The 20478-nt window shown below is 72.2% G+C and carries 19 protein-coding genes and 2 pseudogenes; 13 read left to right on the top strand and 8 right to left on the bottom strand.

Annotated elements, in window-relative coordinates:
- Positions 1–82: 82 nt before the first annotated feature.
- On the bottom strand, positions 83–349 hold the full coding sequence (locus tag AOJ26_RS07055; RefSeq protein ID WP_053847320.1) for a GlsB/YeaQ/YmgE family stress response membrane protein: 267 nt from the start codon (positions 347–349) through the stop codon (positions 83–85).
- 256 nt (positions 350–605) lie between these two features.
- Between AOJ26_RS07055 and AOJ26_RS07050 the strand changes: the two genes are divergently transcribed.
- The 4 genes from AOJ26_RS07050 to AOJ26_RS07035 all read left to right on the top strand — a co-directional run bounded on the left by AOJ26_RS07050 (position 606) and on the right by AOJ26_RS07035 (position 5085).
- Positions 606–959 (top strand): ArsR/SmtB family transcription factor, encoded by a 354-nt coding sequence (locus AOJ26_RS07050; protein ID WP_053847319.1) that lies wholly within the window; start codon positions 606–608, stop codon positions 957–959.
- A 441-nt stretch (positions 960–1400) separates the two neighbouring features.
- Positions 1401–2933, top strand: coding sequence for an LCP family protein (locus AOJ26_RS07045; RefSeq protein ID WP_053847318.1), 1533 nt, complete (start codon positions 1401–1403; stop codon positions 2931–2933).
- A gap of 82 nt (positions 2934–3015) precedes the next feature.
- A complete protein-coding gene (gene tatA, locus AOJ26_RS07040; protein WP_053847317.1) occupies positions 3016–3282 on the top strand; it encodes a Sec-independent protein translocase subunit TatA in 267 nt (88 codons plus the stop codon).
- Positions 3283–3372: 90 nt separating this feature from the next.
- On the top strand, positions 3373–5085 hold the full coding sequence (locus AOJ26_RS07035) for a serine/threonine-protein kinase (RefSeq protein WP_053847316.1): 1713 nt from the start codon (positions 3373–3375) through the stop codon (positions 5083–5085).
- A gap of 33 nt (positions 5086–5118) precedes the next feature.
- On the opposite strand, the gene AOJ26_RS07030 is transcribed toward AOJ26_RS07035, so the two are convergent.
- Both AOJ26_RS07030 and AOJ26_RS44205 read right to left on the bottom strand, forming a co-directional pair.
- Positions 5119–6348, bottom strand: a complete 1230-nt coding sequence (locus AOJ26_RS07030; RefSeq protein WP_053847315.1) for a PP2C family protein-serine/threonine phosphatase — start codon at positions 6346–6348, stop codon at positions 5119–5121.
- Between the two features lie 134 nt (positions 6349–6482).
- Positions 6483–6644 (bottom strand): annotated as a pseudogene (locus AOJ26_RS44205) (response regulator transcription factor); the annotation flags it as partial.
- Positions 6645–6830: 186 nt separating this feature from the next.
- Between AOJ26_RS44205 and AOJ26_RS07025 the strand changes: the two are divergent.
- The 6 genes from AOJ26_RS07025 (at position 6831) to AOJ26_RS07000 (ending at position 12506) form a co-directional block, all read left to right on the top strand.
- Complete coding sequence (locus AOJ26_RS07025; RefSeq protein ID WP_053847314.1) at positions 6831–7250, top strand: cytidine deaminase family protein; 420 nt, start codon at positions 6831–6833, stop codon at positions 7248–7250.
- 118 nt (positions 7251–7368) lie between these two features.
- The gene (locus tag AOJ26_RS07020) at positions 7369–8367 is read left to right on the top strand and encodes an aldo/keto reductase family protein (protein WP_053847313.1); all 999 of its coding nucleotides are present in this window, start codon (positions 7369–7371) and stop codon (positions 8365–8367) included.
- Between the two features lie 258 nt (positions 8368–8625).
- Positions 8626–10122, top strand: coding sequence for a purine-cytosine permease family protein (locus AOJ26_RS07015; protein ID WP_053847312.1), 1497 nt, complete (start codon positions 8626–8628; stop codon positions 10120–10122).
- The gene (locus AOJ26_RS07010) at positions 10119–10661 is read left to right on the top strand and encodes a cysteine hydrolase family protein (protein WP_053847311.1); all 543 of its coding nucleotides are present in this window, start codon (positions 10119–10121) and stop codon (positions 10659–10661) included. The genes AOJ26_RS07015 and AOJ26_RS07010 overlap by 4 nt, the downstream gene beginning before the upstream one ends.
- A gap of 100 nt (positions 10662–10761) precedes the next feature.
- On the top strand, positions 10762–12003 hold the full coding sequence (locus AOJ26_RS07005; protein ID WP_053847310.1) for an acyl-CoA dehydrogenase family protein: 1242 nt from the start codon (positions 10762–10764) through the stop codon (positions 12001–12003).
- Positions 12004–12110: 107 nt separating this feature from the next.
- Positions 12111–12506 carry an SseB family protein gene (locus tag AOJ26_RS07000; RefSeq protein ID WP_053847309.1) on the top strand — a complete coding sequence of 132 codons (396 nt, stop codon included), beginning with the start codon at positions 12111–12113 and terminating at the stop codon, positions 12504–12506.
- Between the two features lie 266 nt (positions 12507–12772).
- Here AOJ26_RS07000 and AOJ26_RS06995 read toward each other — a convergent pair whose 3' ends face one another.
- From AOJ26_RS06995 to AOJ26_RS06975, 5 genes are all read right to left on the bottom strand, one after another.
- Entirely contained in the window at positions 12773–13759 is a 987-nt protein-coding gene (locus AOJ26_RS06995; RefSeq protein WP_053847308.1) for an AraC family transcriptional regulator, read from the bottom strand.
- Positions 13760–13975: 216 nt separating this feature from the next.
- Positions 13976–14863 (bottom strand): acyl-CoA thioester hydrolase/BAAT C-terminal domain-containing protein, encoded by an 888-nt coding sequence (locus AOJ26_RS06990; protein ID WP_053847307.1) that lies wholly within the window; start codon positions 14861–14863, stop codon positions 13976–13978.
- Positions 14864–14880: 17 nt separating this feature from the next.
- Positions 14881–15270: a MarR family winged helix-turn-helix transcriptional regulator gene (locus tag AOJ26_RS06985; protein WP_053847306.1), complete on the bottom strand. Its 390-nt coding sequence runs from the start codon at positions 15268–15270 to the stop codon at positions 14881–14883.
- Positions 15271–15334: 64 nt separating this feature from the next.
- Positions 15335–15685: a VOC family protein gene (locus AOJ26_RS06980; RefSeq protein WP_053847305.1), complete on the bottom strand. Its 351-nt coding sequence runs from the start codon at positions 15683–15685 to the stop codon at positions 15335–15337.
- Between the two features lie 288 nt (positions 15686–15973).
- Positions 15974–17005, bottom strand: a complete 1032-nt coding sequence (locus tag AOJ26_RS06975; protein ID WP_053847304.1) for a LacI family DNA-binding transcriptional regulator — start codon at positions 17003–17005, stop codon at positions 15974–15976.
- A gap of 198 nt (positions 17006–17203) precedes the next feature.
- On the opposite strand from AOJ26_RS06975, the gene AOJ26_RS06970 reads away from it, so the two are divergent.
- From AOJ26_RS06970 to AOJ26_RS06960, 3 genes and pseudogenes are all read left to right on the top strand, one after another.
- Complete coding sequence (locus AOJ26_RS06970) at positions 17204–19225, top strand: beta-galactosidase (RefSeq protein ID WP_053847303.1); 2022 nt, start codon at positions 17204–17206, stop codon at positions 19223–19225.
- A gap of 215 nt (positions 19226–19440) precedes the next feature.
- A complete protein-coding gene (locus AOJ26_RS06965) occupies positions 19441–19728 on the top strand; it encodes an ArsR/SmtB family transcription factor (protein ID WP_053847302.1) in 288 nt (95 codons plus the stop codon).
- A gap of 28 nt (positions 19729–19756) precedes the next feature.
- Positions 19757–20478: pseudogene (locus tag AOJ26_RS06960) on the top strand (SMP-30/gluconolactonase/LRE family protein); the annotation flags it as partial.

The raw sequence follows: 20478 nt of genomic DNA, 5'->3' as shown, positions 1-20478 counted from the left end.
GCGGCACAACATAGTTCTGCTGGTGGCTATCCCTTCGGCCACCATGCCTGCCCGTGCGGGGCCTTGCGGGACAACTCGCCGGTCAGTCCCGTGAGTTGCCGAAGAGCAGGCGATAGCCGATGAGCAGGACCAGGGAGCCGCCGATCGCCGCGCCCCATGTGTAGAGGTCGAAGAAGTGCTTCTCCACCGGACGGTCGAGGAAGCGGGCGGAGAGCCAGCCGCCGACGAACGCCCCCGCGACCCCGATGAGCGTGGTGCCGATCAGGCCGCCCGGATCGCGGCCGGGCAGCAGGATCTTGGCGATGGCCCCGGCGAGCAGACCGAGAATGATCCAGCCGATGATGCCCACGTGTAGTCCTCCAGTCGGGCCGGGTCCGGCGAGGTCCGCCCGGGCCCGACACTTCGATTGCCTGATTGCGCAAGCCTATGGAGCGGGGTCCACGGGAAACGAGTTCCACCGGCAGTCGATGACAAGTCGTCGATGTTCTTTCACATGCTTATTACATTGCGCAAACGATGAAGTGGGGTCGAACTGCCGGTCCCACCCGGCCCCTTACACTGAGACAGCACATGTGCGGTGACGGTGACCGGGGCGGGAGGGGATCGTGGCGACACTCGCCGGTGGCTTCGAGGACCCGTCCGACGACGTGCTCGCCGAGGCGGCCGCCGCGTTCGGACTGCTCGCCTCCTCCGCCCGGCTGCACATCATGTGGGCGCTGTCGCAGGGTGACAGCGACGTCACGCACCTCGCCGACCGGGTCGGCGGCGCGCTGCCCGCGGTCAGCCAGCACCTCGCGAAGCTGAAGCTCGCCGGGCTGGTGCGGTCCCGCCGCGACGGCCGCCGGCAGATCTACTACGTCGACGACCCCGACATCGTCACCGTCGTCCGCGTCATGGTCGGCCAACTGACCGCCCGTACCGTCCCGGCCGCGCACGGCAACGCCTCACGCGGGTCTTAGTCCGCCCCAGGGTGCGAAGGCGCCCGAGAGGGGACACCACCCCCACGCCGGTGCCGACCACCGGCCCGGTCGTACCTCGACAAGCCGCACGCGAACCGGGCGAAGGCGGGACGGGTCGTGGGCGAGGGCGGAGGTCTCCAGGAGGTTGCCGCGTTCCTCCATGAGATCTCTCACCCGTGAAATGCGACGCGGTCCGTGCTGGCCGGGCCAAGGCTTTGTTAGATTGCGCAACTACGCAACCTAGGCCGAGTTCCCCCTTGGCCTGCCCGTACACCGCCGCGCACGCCCGGCCGCCTCCCTCATGGCCCGGCCTGAGGGGCCCGACCGTTTCGTGGGAGTGGTAGATGAGCGACCGGTGGGACAGCCCGGGCGGTCAGGCCACGCGCAGCCGCTCCGGCCGGGCGGCCGGGCGGCAGGCGGTCGCGTCGCCGGGTCCGCCCGGTGCGGCGCGGCAGGCGGGTCCTGAGGATCGTCGGGATATGCCTGGCGCTTCTCGTCCTGGGCACGGCCGGGGCCGGCTGGTGGTTCTACCAGCACCTCAACGGCAACATCAACAGCGTCTCGCTGGACGGCAAGGGCGGTTCGGAGAAGGCCGACGCCTTCGGCCGCACCCCGATCAACATCCTGGTCATGGGCTCTGACGGCCGGACCAGCAAGGCGGACTGCAAACTGGGCGGCGGCTGCTCCCAGACCGGCGTGCAGAGCGGAAACGGCAACGCCGACGTGCAGATGGTGGTCCACATCTCCGCGGACCGCTCCAACGCCACCGTCATGAGCATCCCGCGTGACACCATGGTCGACGTCCCGGCCTGCAAGGACAGCGAGAGCGGCCAGTCCACGCCCGGCTACTACGGCCAGATCAACAGCGCGCTGCGGTACGGCCCCGCCTGCCAGGTCGCCACCATCCACCAGCTCACCGGCATCCCCATCGACCACTTCGTCAAGCTCGACTTCTCCGGCGTGGTCAAGATGTCCGACGCGGTCGGCGGTGTCTCCGTGTGCGTGAACAACGACGTCTACGACACCTACTCGCACCTGAAGCTGTCCAGGGGCGACCACACCCTCAAGGGCGAGGCGGCCCTGGAGTTCGTCCGTTCCCGGCACGGCTTCGGGGACGGCAGCGACCTCGGGCGCACGGTCTCCCAGCACATCTTCCTCAGCGCGATGATCCGCAAGTTCAAGAGCGCGGGCACGCTCACCGACCCGACCGCGGTCTACGACCTCGCGAACGCCGCCACCAAGGCGCTCACCGTGGACGACGGTCTCGGCAGCGTGAAGAAGCTGATCGGGCTCGCGGCCGACGTGAACAAGGTCCCCACCAAACGGATGACCTTCACCACCATGCAGACCGCCGCCGACCCGAACGACGCCAACCGGGTGGTGGTGGGCGCGGGCGCCAAGGCGCTCTTCTCCAGCATCGCCGACGACCAGTCGCTGACCACCGGGTCCGGCAAGAAGTCAGCGGCGGCCTCCGCGGCGGCCACGGCCCCGGCGGTCCCCGCCTCCCGGATCGCCGTGACCGTCGAGAACGGCACCGCGATCACCGGCCGTGCCTCCGACGTGGCGAACGCGCTCACCGGCCAGGGCTTCAGCGCCGGCACCACCACGGCCAACGCGCCGAGCCCGGCGGCGACCACGACGCTCACCTACGGCACCGGCCAGAAGAGCGAGGCCCGGACGGCCGCCAAGGCGCTCGGACTGCCCACCTCGCACCTGGAGGCGGGCACCGGCACCGGCCTGACCCTGGTGATCGGCGCCGACTGGACGAGCGGCACCACGTTCCCGGGCGGCAAGGCGTCCCCGGCGCCCGCCGACACCAAGGCCGCGGTCTCCAACGCGCACGCCCAGACCGCCGACGAGGCCAAGACCTGCGCCAAGGTCAGCCCCTACAAGACCGTCTCGCTCAACGGGGTCGCGATGACACCGGCGCAGGCGTACGCGGAGGCGACCGACAAGAAGGACTCCGACAAGTGAGGCAGAGCGAGGCAGAGACCGGCCCTTTGGTTGTACAGTTGCGCAAGCTGGCAACAATGAGTGCGGAGAAGGGACGGGCGGCATGCTGCGCAACGGACTGGAGCCCTGGCACCTGCTGATCGTGGCGATCGTGATCATCGTGCTGTTCGGGTCGAAGAAGCTGCCCGAGGCCGCCCGCGGGCTCGGCAAGTCGATGCGCATCCTCAAGAGCGAGGCCAAGGCCATGAAGGAGGACGGCACCGCGCGGAGCGCCGCCGCCCCGGCCGAGCCCGCCCAGCACATCGTCCGGTCCGCGCCCGGAGAGCCGGCGGCCGCGCAGCGTACGGCCGAGGGCAACCCGGCCCACTGAACTCCCGTACCCCGGGGCGGGTGCGACGCCGGCGGCCCGGTGCCGACCTCGGCTGGGAGGCTGTGGCCGCGTCGCCGTAAGCTCCCGCCCATGAGTGAGTCAGACGAGGGTCCCGGCAGACGAGTCGTCGACGGACGCTTCGAGTTGGAGGCCCGCCTCGGCGGCGGGGGGATGGGCACGGTCTGGCGGGCCAGGGACCTGGCGCTGCACCGGATGGTCGCCGTCAAGGAGGTCCGCCCGCCCGACCGGGACCTCGCCGAGTACGACCCCGACAGCGCGCGGACGCTGCGCGAGCGGGTGCTGCGCGAGGCGCGGGCCCTGGCCCGCATCGACCACCCGAACGTCGTCACCATCCACCACATCGTCGACGGCGGCGACGGCACCTACCCGTGGATCGTCATGGAGCTGGTCAGCGGCGGCTCCCTCGCCGACCGGCTCACCCAGGGGCCGATGCCACCGGCCGAGGCGGCGCGGATCGGCCGGGGGGTACTGGCCGCGCTGGCCGCCGCGCACGACGCCGGCATCCAGCACCGGGACGTCAAGCCCGCCAACGTCCTGCTGCGGCCCGACGGGCGCCCCGTCCTCACCGACTTCGGCATCGCCGCGATCCGCGAGACGACCAGCCTCACCGTCACCGGCTCCATCATCGGCACACCGGACTTCATGGCACCGGAACGGATCTCGGGCCACGAGGGCGGCTCCGCCTCGGACCTGTGGTCGCTCGCGATGATGCTGTACACCGCCGTGGAGGGCCACCACCCGCTGCGCCGCGGCAGCACCCTCGCCACCCTCGCCGCCGTCCTCAACGACGACGTGCCGCCGCCGGTGCGGGCCGGCGCCCTGGGCGACGTCCTCATGAGCGCGCTCGTACGGGATCCCGCGGCGCGCCCGTCGGCCGCCGTGCTGGACCGACGGCTGGCCGAGATCGAGTCGGGGCAGGGCGGCCCGTCGGCAGCCTGGCAGCGGCCCACCGCCCACCCGCAGGCACAGCCGCCTTCCTACCCGGGGGTCTACGCCCCGTCCACCACGCCCGTCATCGGCACACCCGCCGGATTCGGGCCGCCGCCCGTGCTCGGCGGCCCGGGCCGGTCCGTGACCGCGCCCGTGCGGGCGGGCGGCGGGAACCGGTCTGGACGGGGTGTCGTGCTGGGCGTCACCGGGACCTCGCTCGCGGGCGCCCTGGCCCTGCTGTGGTGGCTGCTGCCCATCGGGGGCGACTCGGACGACTCGGGCGGTTCGCGCGGCGCGGCGGGCGCCGGCGCCTCGTCCTCCGTCAGCTCGACCGCGGACGCGACCGGTTCCCGGGTCACCGCCCCGGCGGGGAGGCAGTCGAAGGACGCGACGACCACGAGCCTGCTCACTCCGGACGGCATCCGCACCGCCGTCCGGGCCCTGGAGAAGGAGACCGGCCGGGACAGGTTCGGCGACTTCACCGTGTACGACGACTTCGTGTCGGCCGAGGTGATGGTCGACGGCAGCGACAGCAAGTACGACAGCTACACGTACCGCGTGGGACGGGGCGTGGAGAAGGGCATCATCAAGGGCACCCTGTCCGGCGGCGACCGGCCCTTCCGCCTCGACGACTTCGACTGGGACAAGGTGCCCGCGCTGCTCGCGGAGGCCCGGAAGAAGCTCAACGTCGACGACCCGGAGACCCGTTACGTGCTGGTCAGGCAGCCCAACGACACCTTCGACACGCCCCTCGGCATGGCCGTCTACCTGAGCAACGAGTACAGCCAGTCCGGCTATCTGGACGCGACCCCCAAGGGCAAGGTGACCCGGGTCATGCCCGCGGAGGACTGACAAGCCCCCAGCGAGCCGACGCCACGGCTCCGCTCAGAGGCGGATGACGACGAGAGCGGTGTCGTCGGCGTTGCCGGTCGCGGGCAGCAGTTCGGTCAGGAGGGCGTCGGCCAGATCCTCGGGGGCGGCGTGGCGGTGGCGGCCGAGCGCGTCGGTGAGACGGGCCAGGCCGGTGTCGATGTCCTCGGTGCGGCGCTCGATCAGACCGTCGGTGTAGAGGACCAGCGTGGCGCCCTCGTCGAAGGCCGAGGTGGCCTCCGGCCGGATGGCGTGCTCGGGACTGGCGCCGAGCGGCGGGTCGGTGGCCCGGTCCAGGAAGGACACCGTGCCGTCGGGATGCAGCAGGGCGGGCGGGAGATGGCCCGCGCTGCTGTAGGTGAGCGTGCGGGCGTCCCAGTCGATGAAGGCCGTCGCCGCGGTGGTCGACTCGGCGCCGTCCACGGACCGGGCGTACAGCCCGAGGGCCTCCAGAGCCCGGGCCGGGCCGTCCGCGACACGGGCGGCGGCGCTCAGCGCGCTGCGGAGCTGGCCCATCACACAGGCGGCTGCCAGACCGTGGCCCACGACGTCACCGACGGCGACGGCGAGGCGGTCGTCCGGCAGGTCGACGAGGTCGTACCAGTCGCCGCACACGTTGAGCGCGCCGACGGCGGGCCGGTAGCGGACGGCCGCCTGGTGGTGGTCCAGAGGTCTGGGGGCGGGCAGCAGGGCCTCCTGGAGGGCCAGGGCGACCTCGCGTTCGCGGGCGTGCGCCCTGCGCAGGCGTTCGTTCACCTCCTGGAGCTCCCGGGCCCGGGTGTACAGCTCGGCCTCCAGCACCCGCGCCCGGCTGTCGCCGCCCGGTCCGCCGCGGGCGCGGATGAGCTCGGTGACCTCCTCCACCCGGTGCACGAGAAGGGTCACCTTCCCGTCGGTGCCGAGCACGGGCGCGTTGTCCGGGCTCCAGAAGTGTTCCCGCCAGTGGCCGGGACGCTGGGGGTCCTCGATGTCGTAGCGCAGAACCGCCATGGTGTCGCGCTCGCCGGTGGCCACCGCCCGCAGCATCGACTCCCGCGTCTCCCGCATCCCGGCGGCGGCCGAGTCGTGGGGGTTCTCGGGGAAGACGTCGAAGATGTAGCGGCCCAGGAGCTGCTCGCGGGGGCGACCGGTGAGGCGTACGAAGTCGTCGTTGACGTCGACGTACACCAGCTCGGGCGTCAGCAGTGCCACCATGCCGGGCAGGGCGTGGAAGACCGCCGCGTAGTCGATCTGCGGTTCCCTCATGTGCAGCCTGCCTCGACACGAGCCATCATGATGTGATTTTCCACGATAGAGGGGAATGAGCCGCCGCCTCGACAGTTACCGCCGTCAGGCGGCACCGAACGACCTGGGGCACGGGTGCTGTCAGTCCGGCGCTCTCCGGCGCAGACCAGCCCGGTCTCGTGGGCGATCACGCCGAGTCGCGCGCGGTCGCGCGCGCCGAGCTTGGCCATGGGACGGTCGTTGTGGGTCTTGACGGTCACGCGGGTGACGAACAGACGTTTGGTGATCTCGGGGTTGGACTGACCGGTGGCGGCCAGGTCGCCGGCCGTGGGCGCCCGGGAGGATGTCTTGGGCCGTCCGGCCGGAACCCACGGCGTCCCGTCCGGTGTCGAACAGCTTTCGGACCCGTGCGTGACCACCCGGAACCGACCGGTCCAGATATTCGCTTGCATGTGCCCGGCACGCGGGTCAACCTCGCCTGACCGACGACGAAGGCAGAGAAGTTGACCCCGCAGACCCACCCCGTCGACCACGAACTCGTCCAGGCCGCGGCGGATGTCGCCCGTACGAGGTGCCGCGGCGACAACCACACCATGGCGGCCGCGGCCCGTGCCCGGGACGGCCGCATCGTCACCGCCGTGAACGCCTACCACTTCACGGGAGGCCCGTGCGCCGAGCTGGTCCTCATCGGTGCGGCGGCCACCGTGGGCGCCTACGAGCTGGACACGATCGTCGCCGTCGGCGACCGCGACCGCGGGGTCGTCCCGCCGTGCGGTCGCTGCCGGCAGGTCCTGCTGGACTACTTCCCCGACATCGAGGTCATCGTCGGCACGGGCGGCCGCACCCGGACGGTGCGCATCACCGACCTGCTGCCCGAGAGCTACGTCTGGGCCGATCACCAGCTCGACACCGACACCGACTGACAGGGGCCGGCCGGCGGTGAGCGTGGCATGGTCGTTCGTCGCGTGGACAGCAGCGTGGACAGCAGTTGCGCCACCCGCCCCGAAGCCGGTGGCCGGCCCGAAACAAGGAGCGACAACCATGCGGTACCGCACACTCGGCAGCTCGGACCTGAACGTCTCGGAGATCTCGCTCGGGTCCTGGCTCACCTACTCCGGCGGTGTCGAGGCGGACGCCACCCGCGCCTGCACCGAGGCCGCGTTCGACGCCGGCATCAACTTCTTCGACACCGCCAACGCCTACGGCCGGGGCGCCGCCGAGACGGCCTGGGGCGAGATCCTGTCCGCCCACCCGCGGGACTCGTACGTCCTGGCCACCAAGGTCTACTTCCCGATGTCGGACGACCCGGCCGACCGGGGCCTGTCCCCGGCCCACATCGCCCAGCAGATCGACGCCTCCCTCACCCGGCTGAGGACCGATCACGTCGACCTCTACCAGGCGCACCGCTTCGACACCACGGTGCCGGTCGAGGACATCGTCGAGGCGTTCCAGAAGGTCGTCCAGCAGGGCAAGGCCCGCTACATCGGCTTCAGCGAGTGGACCCCGGAGCAGATCAAGGCGGCTGTCGACCTCGCCGGCCCCGAGCTGTTCGTCTCCTCCCAGCCGCAGTACTCCATGCTGTGGCAGGCCCCGGAGGCCGAGGTGTTCGGGCTGTGCGCGGCCAACGGCATCTCGCAGATCGTGTGGTCGCCGCTGGCGCAGGGCGTGCTCACCGGCAAGTACAAGCCCGGGCAGCCCGTGCCGGAGGGGAGCCGGTTCGCGTCCGCCGAGATGGCGGTCTCCCAGGACCTGGTCTACAGCGACGCCATCCTGGAAGCGGTCCAGCGTCTCGTCCCGATCGCCGAGGAGGCCGGGATGAGCATGCCCACCCTCGCGCTCGCCTGGGTGCTGCGCCGCGGCGAGGTCGCCTCCGCGATCACCGGTGCCTCACGGCCGGAACAGGTCCACGCCAACGCCACCGCGTCCGGTGTCGAGCTGTCGGACGACCTCCTCGCGGCCGTCGACCGGGCCCTCGGCGACGTCCCCGTCACCGAACCCGCCCTCGCCCCCGGCGCCCAGTCAGGCGGCACACACCGCTGACCTCGTACGACCGGGCCACTCCTCGCACCCCGCCGTGGTGACGGTGTCGGTGAGGTGCGTGGCTCGTCACGCTCCAGCCGTGCCGCGAGACGCGGACGCCACACCCCGTCCGACGTCAGGCGCTCCCGCACTCCTTCTCGGCCGGGGGAGGGTGTCGTCAGCCGCCGTCCGGCCCAAGCGACGCCTCCCTCGCCCGATTGACGCCGCCGCACCCCCTGCCTACCGTCGCCCCAACACGTCTGAACAGGCAGGTAGACGATGACGCACTCCTCTGGGTCCCCCGAAGGATCCCTCGACGACGGATCCACCGCCACCAGATCCACCGCCCGGCAGCTCCAGGTGGAGACGCACGGGCTGGACGTGATCGGTGACGCCGAACGCAAGGGCACCCCGCGGACCTTGTTCTGGCCGTGGTTCGGCGCCAACGTGTCCATCCTCGGCCTGAGTTACGGCTCCTTCGCGCTCGGCTTCGGTATCTCCTTCTGGCAGGCCCTGGTCGCCGGAGTGATCGGGATCGTCTTCTCGTTCCTGCTGTGCGGGTTCGTCGCGGTCGCCGGAAAGCGGGGCTCCGCGCCGACCATGGTGCTCAGCCGCGCCGCCTACGGGGTGCGCGGCAACCGCCTGCCCTCGGTCGTCTCCTGGATGCTCACCGTGGGCTGGGAGACCGTGCTGTGCGCCCTCGCCACCCTGGCCACGGCGACCGTCTTCGGACGGCTCGGCTGGGGCGGCGGGACGGAGACCCAGGTGATCGCCCTGGTCGTGGTCGCGGGGCTCACCGTCGTCGGCGGAGTCATGGGCTTCGACCTGATCATGCGGTTGCAGACCGTGATCACCGTGGTGACGGGCGTCCTGACCGTCGTGTACGTCGGGCTGGTCGCCGACCACATCCACTGGAACACCGTCAGCGCCCTCCCGTCGGGCTCCGCCCAGGAGTTCATCGGCGCCCTCGTCTTCATGATGACCGGTTTCGGCCTCGGCTGGGTCAACGCCGCCGCCGACTACTCCCGCTATCTGCCCCGCAGTTCGTCGAGCCGGGGCGTGGTCGGCTGGACCACCTTCGGCGCCTCCGTCGCCCCGCTGCTCCTGCTGGTCTTCGGACTGCTGCTGGCCGGCTCGTCCAGCAAGCTCAACGAGGCCGTCGCCGCCGACCCGATCGGCGCCCTCACCACCCTCCTGCCCACCTGGTTCCTGGTGCCCTTCGCCGTCGTCGCCGTCCTCGGCCTGGTCGGCGGCGCGGTCCTGGACATCTACTCCTCGGGCCTCGCCCTGCTGTCGGCGGGCATCCGGATCCCACGCCCGCTGGCGGCGCTCGTCGACGGCGTCCTGATGATCGCGGGCGCCGTCTACATCGTGTTCTTCGCCGACGACTTCCTCGGCCAGTTCATGGGCTTCCTCACCACCCTCGGCGTCCCCATCGCCGCCTGGTGCGGCATCATGCTCGCCGACCTGCTCCTGCGCCGCCGCGACTACGACGAGACCGACCTCTACCGCCCGGGCGGCCGCTACGGAGACGTACCGCCCGTCCCGCTGATCCTCACGGTCCTCGCCACCGCCCTCGGCTGGGGCCTGGTCACCAACTCGGCCGCGAGCTGGCTGGACTGGCAGGGCTACCTCCTCGGCCCGTTCGGCCTCGGCGGCACGTCCGGCGCCTGGGCGTACGCCAACCTGGGCGTGCTGGCCGCGCTCGCGCTCGGCTTCCTCGGCACCCTGGCCCTCGGCCGCGCCCGGGTCCGCGCACAGGAGGGCGCCGTATGACGTCAGGGTGGCTCGCCGTCATCGACATGCAGCGCGTCTTCGCCGAGCCCGACAGCCCCTGGGCCGCCCCGCGCTACGCCGAGGCGGCGGCAGGCGTACGACGACTGCTGCCGGCCTTCGCCGAACGGGTCACGTTCACCCGCTTCCTCGCCCCCGCCGAGCCCACCGGAGCCTGGCGGGCCTACTACGCGCAGTGGCCCTTCGCCCTCCGGCCGCCGACCGCCCCGCTGTGGCACCTCACCGATGGCTTCGCCGACCGGGCGCCGCACATCATGGACGCGACCACCTTCGGCAAGTGGACCCCCGAACTCGCCGCCCGGGTCGGCCCCGAGGGCCGGCTGGTCCTGGCCGGTGTCAGCACCGACTGCTGCGTGCTGTCCACAGCCCTCGCCGCCGCCGACGCGGGCGTCGAGACCCTGGTGGTGTCCGACGCCTGCGCCGGGGCCGACGACGACTCGCACACCAGGGCGCTGGCCGCGATGGAGCTGTACGGGCCGCTGATCCGGGTCGTCACCGTGGACCAACTGATCGGTACCTGACGGCACTTGGCGATATCCGGTCGGTACCGGGTGGCGCTCGGCCGTGTTGAATCGCCGGTAGCGCATCACGGCAGGACAGCCCCCCACGTCAGGAGACATCGTGACAGCCGTGCCCGAACCCGGCCCCACTGAGCGGGAGATCGTCGAACGGGCCGTGGCCCTGAGGCCCGCGCTGCTCGCGCGCCAGGCGGAGACCGAGCGGCTCACGCACTACCCCGAGGCCACCCACGACGACTTCATGGACGCCGGCTTCTACCGGCTCCTCCAGCCGCGCCGCTACGGCGGCCACGAGTTCGGCCTGCCCGTCTTCTACCGTGTCGTCGTCGAGATCGCCCGCGGCTGCCCCTCCACCGGCTGGGCCCTGTCCCTGACCGCCGCCCACGTCCTCCAGGTCTGCACGGTCTTCGGGGAGCGGGCCCAGGACGAACTCCTCGGCCCGGAAGGCGACTTCAGGGCCGCCTCCACGGTCGCCCCGGTAGGCGTCGCACGGCCCGACGGCCCCGGCCACGTCGTCCTCGACGGCACCTGGCCGTACTCCTCGGGCGCCCCCTACTCCACCCACTACGTCGGCCAGACCCTGCGGGCCCCCGACAAGCCGGGCTCTCCGCCCGGTCCGCCCGTCCTGTTCGTCGCCCCCCGTTCGGTGTGGACGGTCCTCGACGACTGGCGCGGCTCCCTCGGTCTGCGCGGCACCGGGTCCAACAGCATCCGCATGGAACAGGCCCGCGTCCCGGACTACTTCACGCACGAGACGAGCCTGCTGGACCTGCCGGTGGAGGGCGGCAGCGTCGGTTCCGAACTGCACGGCAACCCGATGTACGCGGGCCGGGCGCCCAGCTTCTTCCAGGGCGAGCTGGCCGCCGTCATGATCGGCACCGCGTACGCCGCCGCCGACGAGTACGCCCGGATCGTCACCGGCAGGCCCCTGCTCCTGGAACCCGGCCGCTCCCGCGCCGACCTGCACGACTACCAGCGCCACCTCGGCGAGGCGCTCGGCGTGATCCGGACGGCCGAGGCCTGTCTGAGGCAGACCGCCGAGGACTGGATGGACGCCTGCCGCCGCAACGTGAGCGGTGAGGCGCCGTTCACCACGGCCGAGGACAACCGGCTCGCCCTGACCTTCCTCAACGCCGGCCGCATGGCCTGGGACGTACTCCAGGGCATCCTGTTCCGCACGGCCGGCTCCCGCCACGCGCGCGACGGCGAACGGATGCAGCGCTACTTCCGGGACGCGGCCACGTACTGGACCCATGTGGGACCCGGCATGTACGAGCCTCTCGTGCGCCGGGTCGGGTGCGACGCCCTCGGCCTGCCCTCGGAGCACATCGCGCTGATTCCCTGACGCCCGAACGCATGCTCTCGGCACCCTCGGGTACGCGAGCAGGACCGTGCCCCGGGCGATCATGCCCGCGGACGCGACGCACGACCGCCGCTACCAGGGGATCTGCCATGGACACACCCGCAAACGACCACAACGCCACAGCGGCTCAGCGGGCGCTGGACGCGCTGACGCAGAACACCGAGGACGCGACGGCGCTGGACACGCTCGCGACCAGTGACGTGCTCATTCCGGTGCCCGACGACGCCGCGGACGAGGACACGACCGTGGCGCTGCCCGTGCTGGAGCAGCAGGACGGCGCTCCCGTGGTGCCGGTGTTCACCTCCGAGACGGAGATGGCCGAGCTGCTTCCGTTCGTCTCCCGCTACCGCCTGGTGCCGCTGGGCGCGCTCGCCGCGCAGTGGCCGGACGGCGACCTCTCGCTCTCCATCGACGCCAGCTCCACGCACCCGCTGACGCTCACGTCCGAGGGCGTGCGCACGCTGCTCGCGCGGCCGCAGGGCTGAGCCGGACGCCGGGCTCACACGGTGGGGCCCGGCCACCACGTGCGACGGAGGGGGAGCGGCCGGGCCCGCGAAGGGGTGCGACCTGCTCCCGCTGCCGCACCATGGGTTCTCGCAGGCGGGAACGAGGATGAGCGGCGCCGACCCTGCTCATCCCCGACGCGCCGTACGATCGCCGTGACCCGACCATAGGACCGATCCGGCGGGCCGTCGCTCCGGAATGCGTGGCGCGTGTCCGCAAAACGCGGCGGATCGGCGGTCGCGACGGCTCACACGGCGCGCAGTGTCTGCGACGGGGACTCCCCGAACCGCTGCCGGTACCGCCGCGCGAACCGGCCCAGGTGGACGAACCCCCACGCGTGGGCCACGTCCGTCACGGTTGTCGTCCCGGGTGTCTCCGCCCGCAGCTGCCGGTGGACGCGCTGGAGCCGCACCTCCTGGACGTACGTCATGGGCGACATGCCGACGTACTTGCGGAAAGCTTCCTGCAGGGTGCGCAGACTGACCTGTGCGATGGCCGCGAGCCGGTTCGCGTCGTACGGTTCGGCGGGCAGTTCCTGCACGGCGTCCATGACCCGCTTCACGGACGCCGGGCGCATGGGAGGGGGAGGGGCGTCCAGCGCGGCGCGGAAGGTGTGGTCGGTGGCCAGCAGCATCCCCTCCAGGAGGGTCTGTTCGAGACGGCCACGGATCATCGGATGGCTCAGCAGCCCGAGCGGCACGTCCCGCTCCCGCAGGTTCCACAGCGCGAGGCGCATCCAGCTCAGACCCGGCCCCCGCGAGACGTCCATGTACGGCTCGAAGCGCGGCGGGCGCCGCACCGACCGACCCAGCAGCACCTCCAGTTGCCGGAGCACCGCCGCCTTGTCGATCTTCACGGTGAGTGCCTGGCAGTCGGCGGACCAGGTGTCGATGTGGATGTCCTGGGCCGGATCGAAGACCACCGCCCGCCGCTCGGTCGCGAACTCCACGCCCCCGTGCCCCTCCTGGACACTGAAGCGGCCGCCGAAGGGCACGGCGACGTGGTACACACCCGGCTCACCGAAACTCATCCGCATCTCGGTGCCGAAGCGGACGTCGCCCACGACGAGCGCGCCCAGGTCGACGACGCCGAGGGTGGTCGCGAACTCCGCGGGCCGGCCGGTGACTTCGAGACGCAGGTCGTAGTAGTGGGCCGCGATCGCGTCGTGCGCCTCCTCCAGCGAAGTCGTCGCGTAGCTGTGGAACTCGGCGACCCGCTCCTCTTCCCCGGCCAAGGCGCGTCAGCCCCCCTCCCCGCTCGGCGTCTGCTGTTCAGCATGACCCGCGGACGGCCGGTCATGCCCGGCCAGGGCCGACACGGATTTCACAGCGCTCTTCCGGGGGGAAGGAGGATGTCGCGGTGGCGGACCGTGTGTCCGGTCCGCCGCCGCAACGCGCGCCGACCGGAACCCGGTCGCCCGGTTCCATCGGCCTCGGGCGGACGGACCGGTTCAGCGAACGGGGCCAGGAGGGCGGAGCGCGTCGAGGACAGGGGCCCAGGCCAGCTCCCCGAGCAGGGCGTCGGCGTGCGGCGTGCCCCCGTAGCGGAACGCCCGCGAGGACTCGGCGGGGCCCTCGCCGGGGAACCGCGGCCGGTGGCCCGCATCGGCGTGGGTGACCAGTCGGACCGGGGCGCCGACTGCGCGGCGGCGGGCGGCCAGATGCTCGGCGTACCGCAGGGAGGACCACATGGCGTCGTCGCCCCCGGCCACGAGCAGGACGTCGGCGCGCGCCCGCTCCACCGGGATCACCGCGGCCTCCAGGCGGTCGGCGAAGGTGCGCTCGCTGAGGTCGTACCAGTCGCGGACGGACACCGGGCCGCCGTCCTCCTCGGGCGGCCGCCAGGAGTCGTCCAGGGGCACGAAGGGCAGCGGCCGTCCCCGCCAGGTCCACGAGGAACGGTACGGATGCCGGCGGCCGTCCCGGCCGGGCCCCACGTTGCACCAGACCAGCGCGGTCGGCGACACGGCGACCACGACGTCCACGAGCGGTTCGCGCACCGCCGTGAGCAGTGCGGCCTCGGCGCCCTTGGACACACCCAGGACGCCAGTGCGCTCGACTCCGCGCGACCGCAGCAGGTCCACCGCCGCGACGAAGGTCTCCAGGGGGACCTCACAGATGCCGGGCGGCCCGCCCGGTCCGCCGAACCACCGGACGGCGAGGGCGACCAGGCCCTGCTCGGCGAGAAGCCGGGCCCGCCGCCGCTCCACCCGACCGCTCGACCCCGCCAGGACCACTACACCGGCGGTGCCGCCCGCGGCCGGCTCCAGCAGGACCCCTTCCCAGGGCGCCGTGATCTCGTGCTCGACGATCTCCGACGTGCTCTCTCCTTCTCGCATGCGCGCGGCAGGCCGGGCTAGCGGTCGAGCATCTTCGCCAACACCTCGCGCTGGAGGGGCCGTACCTCGGAGTGCAGGTCACGGCCCTTGCGGGTGAGGGACACCCACACGCCCCGCCGGTCCTCCGCGCACACGGACCGCTCCACCAGGCCCTCCTTCTCCAGACGGCCGATCAGGCGCGAGAGTGCGCTCTGGCTCAGATGCACCCGTCCGACGAGGTTCTGCACCCGGCACTGGTCACCCTCCCGGGGCGACTCGGTGGCGAGGATGTCGAGCACCTCGAAATCGCTCGCGCCCAGGCCGTGCGGGTGCAGCACGCGGTCGATCTCGCACATCGTGCGCGCGTGCACCGACAGGATGTCCCGCCACTGCTCCTCGAGGCCGGTTCCGACCGTGTTCGCCGCCATACATGCACGGTAACACCGTTCCGGCCAGTTGTTGTCTGTGCAACTAGTGCGCGTGCAAGAAAGGTCAGACCTGCGGGTCCTGGGTGATCCCCACCAGGTTGCCGTCGGCGTCCTTGACGAAGGCGATCAGCTTGCCGCCGCCGACGTCCTGGACGTCCTGGAGCGTCTCCGCCCCGGCCGCCACCAGCGCCGCGAGCGTGGCGCGGATGTCGTCGACGTGCCAGTAGGGAACCGGGCCGGTCATGCCCCTGGCGTGCCCGTTCGGGTCCAGGCCGACGTCCTGCCCCGCGTCCTTGAAGCCGACGTAGTAGGGCTCGTCGGCATACGGCTCCACGCCCAGCAGCGCGCTGAACAGGGCCTTCGCCGCGGCCAGGTCCTTGACGGGGTAGATGATCGTCTTCAGGCCGGCAGTCATGGTGTGCTCCTCCGTGTGATGTCCCGACGTTCGTTGTCGGTGGTTTCACGCTAGGCCGGGGGAGGGGAGGGACGCTTCTCCGATCCTGATCGGTGCGGTGGTGTGGCGGGATGCCTTCCGACGCGGTCGCTCGTACGGCCCGACGTGTACGCGGCTGAGGGCGAGCCCGCTCCACCGGCCTCCCTCAGCAGGCAAGCCCACCGCGCAGAAAGCCTTGCGCCGCCTGCCGCCGGCCAGACCACCGCGCACTGTGACGCCTACGGCGACCGGCCCGTCCCGGACCTCCGCTCAGGTCGACTCCCGCCGTACCAGTTCCGTCGGCAGAATCACCGCCGCCGGGTCCTCGCCGCCCAGTTGGGCCAGGAGCAGCCGGACCATCTCGGCGCTGATGCGGTCGTAGGGCTGGCGGATGGTGGTGAGCGGCGGGGTGGCCTCCGTGGCCGCGATGGAGTCGTCGAAGCCGCCCACCGCCACGTCCTCGGGGATCCGGCGGCCTGCCCGGCGCAGGGCGGTCAGGGCGCCGAGGGCCATGAGGTCGGAGGCGACGAACACGGCGTCCAGGTCGGGCGCCTGGGCGAGCAGCCGTTCGGTGCCGGCCTCCCCGGCGGCCCGGCTGTAGTCGCCGGAGACGACGAGCCGCTCGTCGATCTCGATGCCGGACTCCGTGAGGACCTCCTTGTAGCCGGCGAGACGGTCGACCCCGCCGGGCGAGTCCGGCGGGCCGGTCACGATGCCGATCCGGCGCCGGCGCAGCGACAGCAGGTGGCGCACCATGTCACGGGCGCCGTCGCGGTCGTCCGCGGCCACGTAACTCACCTTCGAGCCGGGCCGCATGGGCTTGCCGCACTGGACCACGGGCACGCCCGCCTTGTGCAGTTCCTCGGCCACCGGGTCGGCGGAGTGGCTGGTCACCAGCAGGACGCCGTCGAGGTGGCCCGCGGTGATGAACCGCTTGATGCGGCGCCGCTCGTCCTCGGTCCCCGCCAGCATCAGCAGCAGCGGGATGTCGTGGGCCGCCAGTGCCTGGGTGCAGCCGCGCAGCAGCACGTTGAAGTTGGGGTCCTCGAAGAACCGCTCCTGGGGCTCCGTGAGCAGGAAGCCGACCGAGTCGGAGCGGCCGGTGATCAGTGAGCGCGCGTGCCGGTTGACGACGTACCCGGTCTTGCGGATGGCGGCGTTGACCGCCTCCAGGGCGGGCGGGCTGACGTAGTGTCCGCCGTTGAGCACACGCGAGACGGTGCCCCGCGAGACCCCGGCCTCGCGGGCCACGTCGTGGATCGTCGGCGGTCTGCGCCGGCCCCCCGCATTGTTCATGGTCAAGACTCTAAGGCCCTGGGGGGCGGTGAGGGGCGCCCCTGCGGCGGCACGGCACCAGGGGGATGCGAACCGGCTGGGATCGTGCACAGAGAAGTCTCGCGTCGGGCCCTTGGCAAGGGCTGCCCCTGTGCGGTTATCTTGGGCCGCACACTTCTGGAACCGTGTGTGCACGTTCCCATACCACTCGAAACGGGAGAGACCATGCCGGAGACCACCCCCAGGGGCCTCACCAGGCTCGCCTTCGGCGGGGACTACAACCCGGAGCAGTGGCCCGAGAGCGTCTGGGACGAGGACGTCCGGCTGATGCGCGAGGCCGGCGTCACCATGGTCAGCGTCGGGATCTTCTCCTGGGCGCTCCTGGAGCCGGAGCCGGGCGTGTACGACTTCGGCTGGCTGGACCGGGTCCTCGACCTGCTCCACGAGAACGGCGTCCGCGTCGACCTCGGCACGCCCACGGTCGTCCCGCCCGCCTGGTTCTACCGCGCCCACCCCGACGCCCTGCCCATGACGGCCGACGGCACCCGGCTCGCGTTCGGCTCCCGGGGCGCCATCTGCCACAGCAACAGCGCCTACCGCGCGGCCGCCGCGAACATCACCACCCGGCTCGCCGAGCGCTACGCCGACCACCCGGCCCTCGCGATGTGGCACGTGCACAACGAGTACGGCGTCCCCGTGTCCGCCTGCTACTGCGACTCCTGCGCCGCCCACTTCCGCCGCTGGCTCGAGGCGACGTACGGCGGGGTCGACGGCGTCAACGAGGCCTGGGGGACCGCCTTCTGGGGCCAGCACTACACGAGCCTCGCGCAGATCGACCCGCCGCGCACCGCGGCCACCGTCGGCAACCCCGGCCAGGCGCTGGACTACAAGCGGTTCGCCGACGCCACCATGCGCGAGAACTTCGTGGCCGAAAGGGACGTCCTGCACCGGCTCTCCCCGGGCGTCCCGGTCACCACCAACTTCATGACCGCGCTCAGCCAGTGCGACTCCGTCGACTACTGGGCCTGGGGCCGCGAGGTCGACATCGTCACCAACGACCACTACCTGATCACCGACGGCCGCCGCACCCACGTCAACCTCGCGATGGCCGCCGACCTCACCCGCTCGGTCGCGGGCGGCGCCCCCTGGATCCTCCTGGAGCACTCCACCTCCGGCGTCAACTGGCAGCCCCGCAACCCCGCCAAGGCCCCCGGCCAGATGGCCCGCAACTCCCTCGCGCACGTGGCCCGCGGTTCCGAGGGCGCCATGTTCTTCCAGTGGCGCCAGTCCCGGCGCGGTGCCGAGAAGTTCCACTCGGCGATGGTCCCGCACGGCGGCACCGACACGCGCGTGTGGCGCGAGGTCGTCGAACTGGGCGCCTGCCTCGACTCGTTGAGCCAGATCCGCGGCACCCGCACCCGGGCGGACGTGGCCGTCCTGTGGGACTGGCACTCCTGGTGGGCGCAGAACCTCGACTGGCGCCCCAGCGCGGACCACGACGCCCGCGAGCGCGCCGACGCCTTCTACGAGGCCCTCTACGACCGCCACCTCACGGTCGACTTCGCGCACCCGGAAGCCGACTTGTCGGCTTATCCCCTTGTCGTCGTCCCCGCCCTGTACCTCATGACGGAGGCCGCCGGGACCAACCTCAGGGAGTACGTCGAGAACGGCGGCACCCTCGTCGTGTCGTACTTCTCCGGCATCGTCGACGAGCACGACGCCGTCCACCCGGGCGCCTACCCGGGCGCGCTCAGGGACGTCCTCGGCCTGACGGTCGAGGAGTTCTCGCCGCTGCTGCCGGACCGGTCGGTCCGTATCACCGGGCCCGACGGCTCCGAGCTCACCGGCGACGTCTGGACCGAGTTCGTGGTGCCGCGCGGGGCCGACACCGTGTGGACGTACGCGGACGGTCCGGCCGCCGGCCGTCCGGCCGTCACCCGGCACCGGCACGGTGCGGGCACCGCCTGGTACGTCTCCACGCGCCTGGCCGCCCAGGGCCTCGACGCGCTGCTCGGCTGGGCCGCCGAGGACGCGCAGCTCCCTGCGCGCGCCGACCTGCCCCACGACGTCGAGGTGGTCCGGCGGGACGGAGGGTCCGGTTCCTACGTCTTCGTGGTCAACCACACCGCGTCGGAGGCCAAGGTGCCCCTGGACGCGGCGGGCACCGAACTGCTGACCGGTGAACGTGCCGCGGGCCGCCTCGCGGTCCCCGCGGGCGCCGTCCGGGTCGTACGGCTCGACGGCTGAACCGACTCCCCTCCGCCCGCGAGACCACGAGCCGCGGGCGGAGGGGGCCCCAACTCCCCCTGGGCCGCGCCCGTTTGCCCTGTCGGCCGCCGTGTCGCCGAACGGCGCTCCGCCACCGAGGAGCACGATCTCGGACAAGCTCGGCGACTCGGGGACAGGGCGGCTTCGACTGCGGGACAGTGGACAGACGCAGAAGGAGGGGCGGAGGGGACGAGATGCTGAGGACTCCGGCCGACCACAGGCGCCTGGACATCCTGGAGTGGCTGAAGGACCCGGCCGCGCACTTCCCGGCGCAGCGGCACGGCGATCCCGCCCAGGACGGAGTCACCGCCGACGCGGTCGCGGGCAAACTCGGCGTCCCGCGTTCGGTCGCGGAGACCCACCTGGGCCTCCTCGTGGACATCGGACTGCTGCGCACCAGGAGGATCCGGTGGCGCACGTACTACCGTCGCGACGAGATGCGCATCGCCGAGGTGGCGCGCATGTTCGAGAAGGGCTGGTAGCGATCCACGCCGGAAGGGCAGGCACCCGATGGACCGTCCCACCGCACTGACGCCCCGCCACTACGTCGCGCTCGGCGGCCACGGCCCCGAGGACGTCGTCGCCGACGCCCGCGGCCGGGTGCTCACCGGCGTGGCGGACGGACGCATCCTGCGCGTCGACGGACTGACCGAACCCCTCGCCGCCCGGGTCGAGGTGCTCGCCGACACCGGCGGCCGGCCACTCGGTCTCGAACTCCTCCCGGACGGCGCCCTGTTGGTGTGCGACGCGGAACGCGGACTGCTGGGCGTCGACCTCGCCGACGGCGCCGTGCGGGTCATCGCCGACGAGGTGGCGGGGGAGCGGCTGCGGTTCGCCAGCAACGTGGTCGCACTGTCCGACGGCAGCGTGTACTTCACCGTCTCCAGCCGCCGTCACCCCCTCGACCACTGGATCGGCGACATCGTCGAGGACACCCGCACCGGCCGCCTGCTGCGCCTGGCACCCGGCGACAACACCCCGAGGTGCTCCTGGAGGGGCTCCGGTTCGCCAACGGCCTGGCCGTGAGCGCCGACGAATCCCTCCTGGTCGTCGCCGAGACCGGGGCCCGCCGGCTCACCCGCTACTGGCTCGACGGGCCGCGGGCCGGACGCGCCGAACCCCACGCCGAGAACCTCCCCGGCATGCCCGACAACATCTGGCGCGGCGGACCCGACGGCCCCGTCTGGGTCTCGCTGGCCGGCCCCCGCATCCCCCCGCTCGACCTCCTGCAC

It is taken from the genome of Streptomyces sp. NRRL B-24085, from assembly GCF_001282115.1.
Lineage (GTDB): Bacteria > Actinomycetota > Actinomycetes > Streptomycetales > Streptomycetaceae > Streptomyces.
The sequence above is the reverse complement of the archived record's forward strand: the minus strand, read 5'-3'. Positions and strand labels throughout refer to the sequence as shown.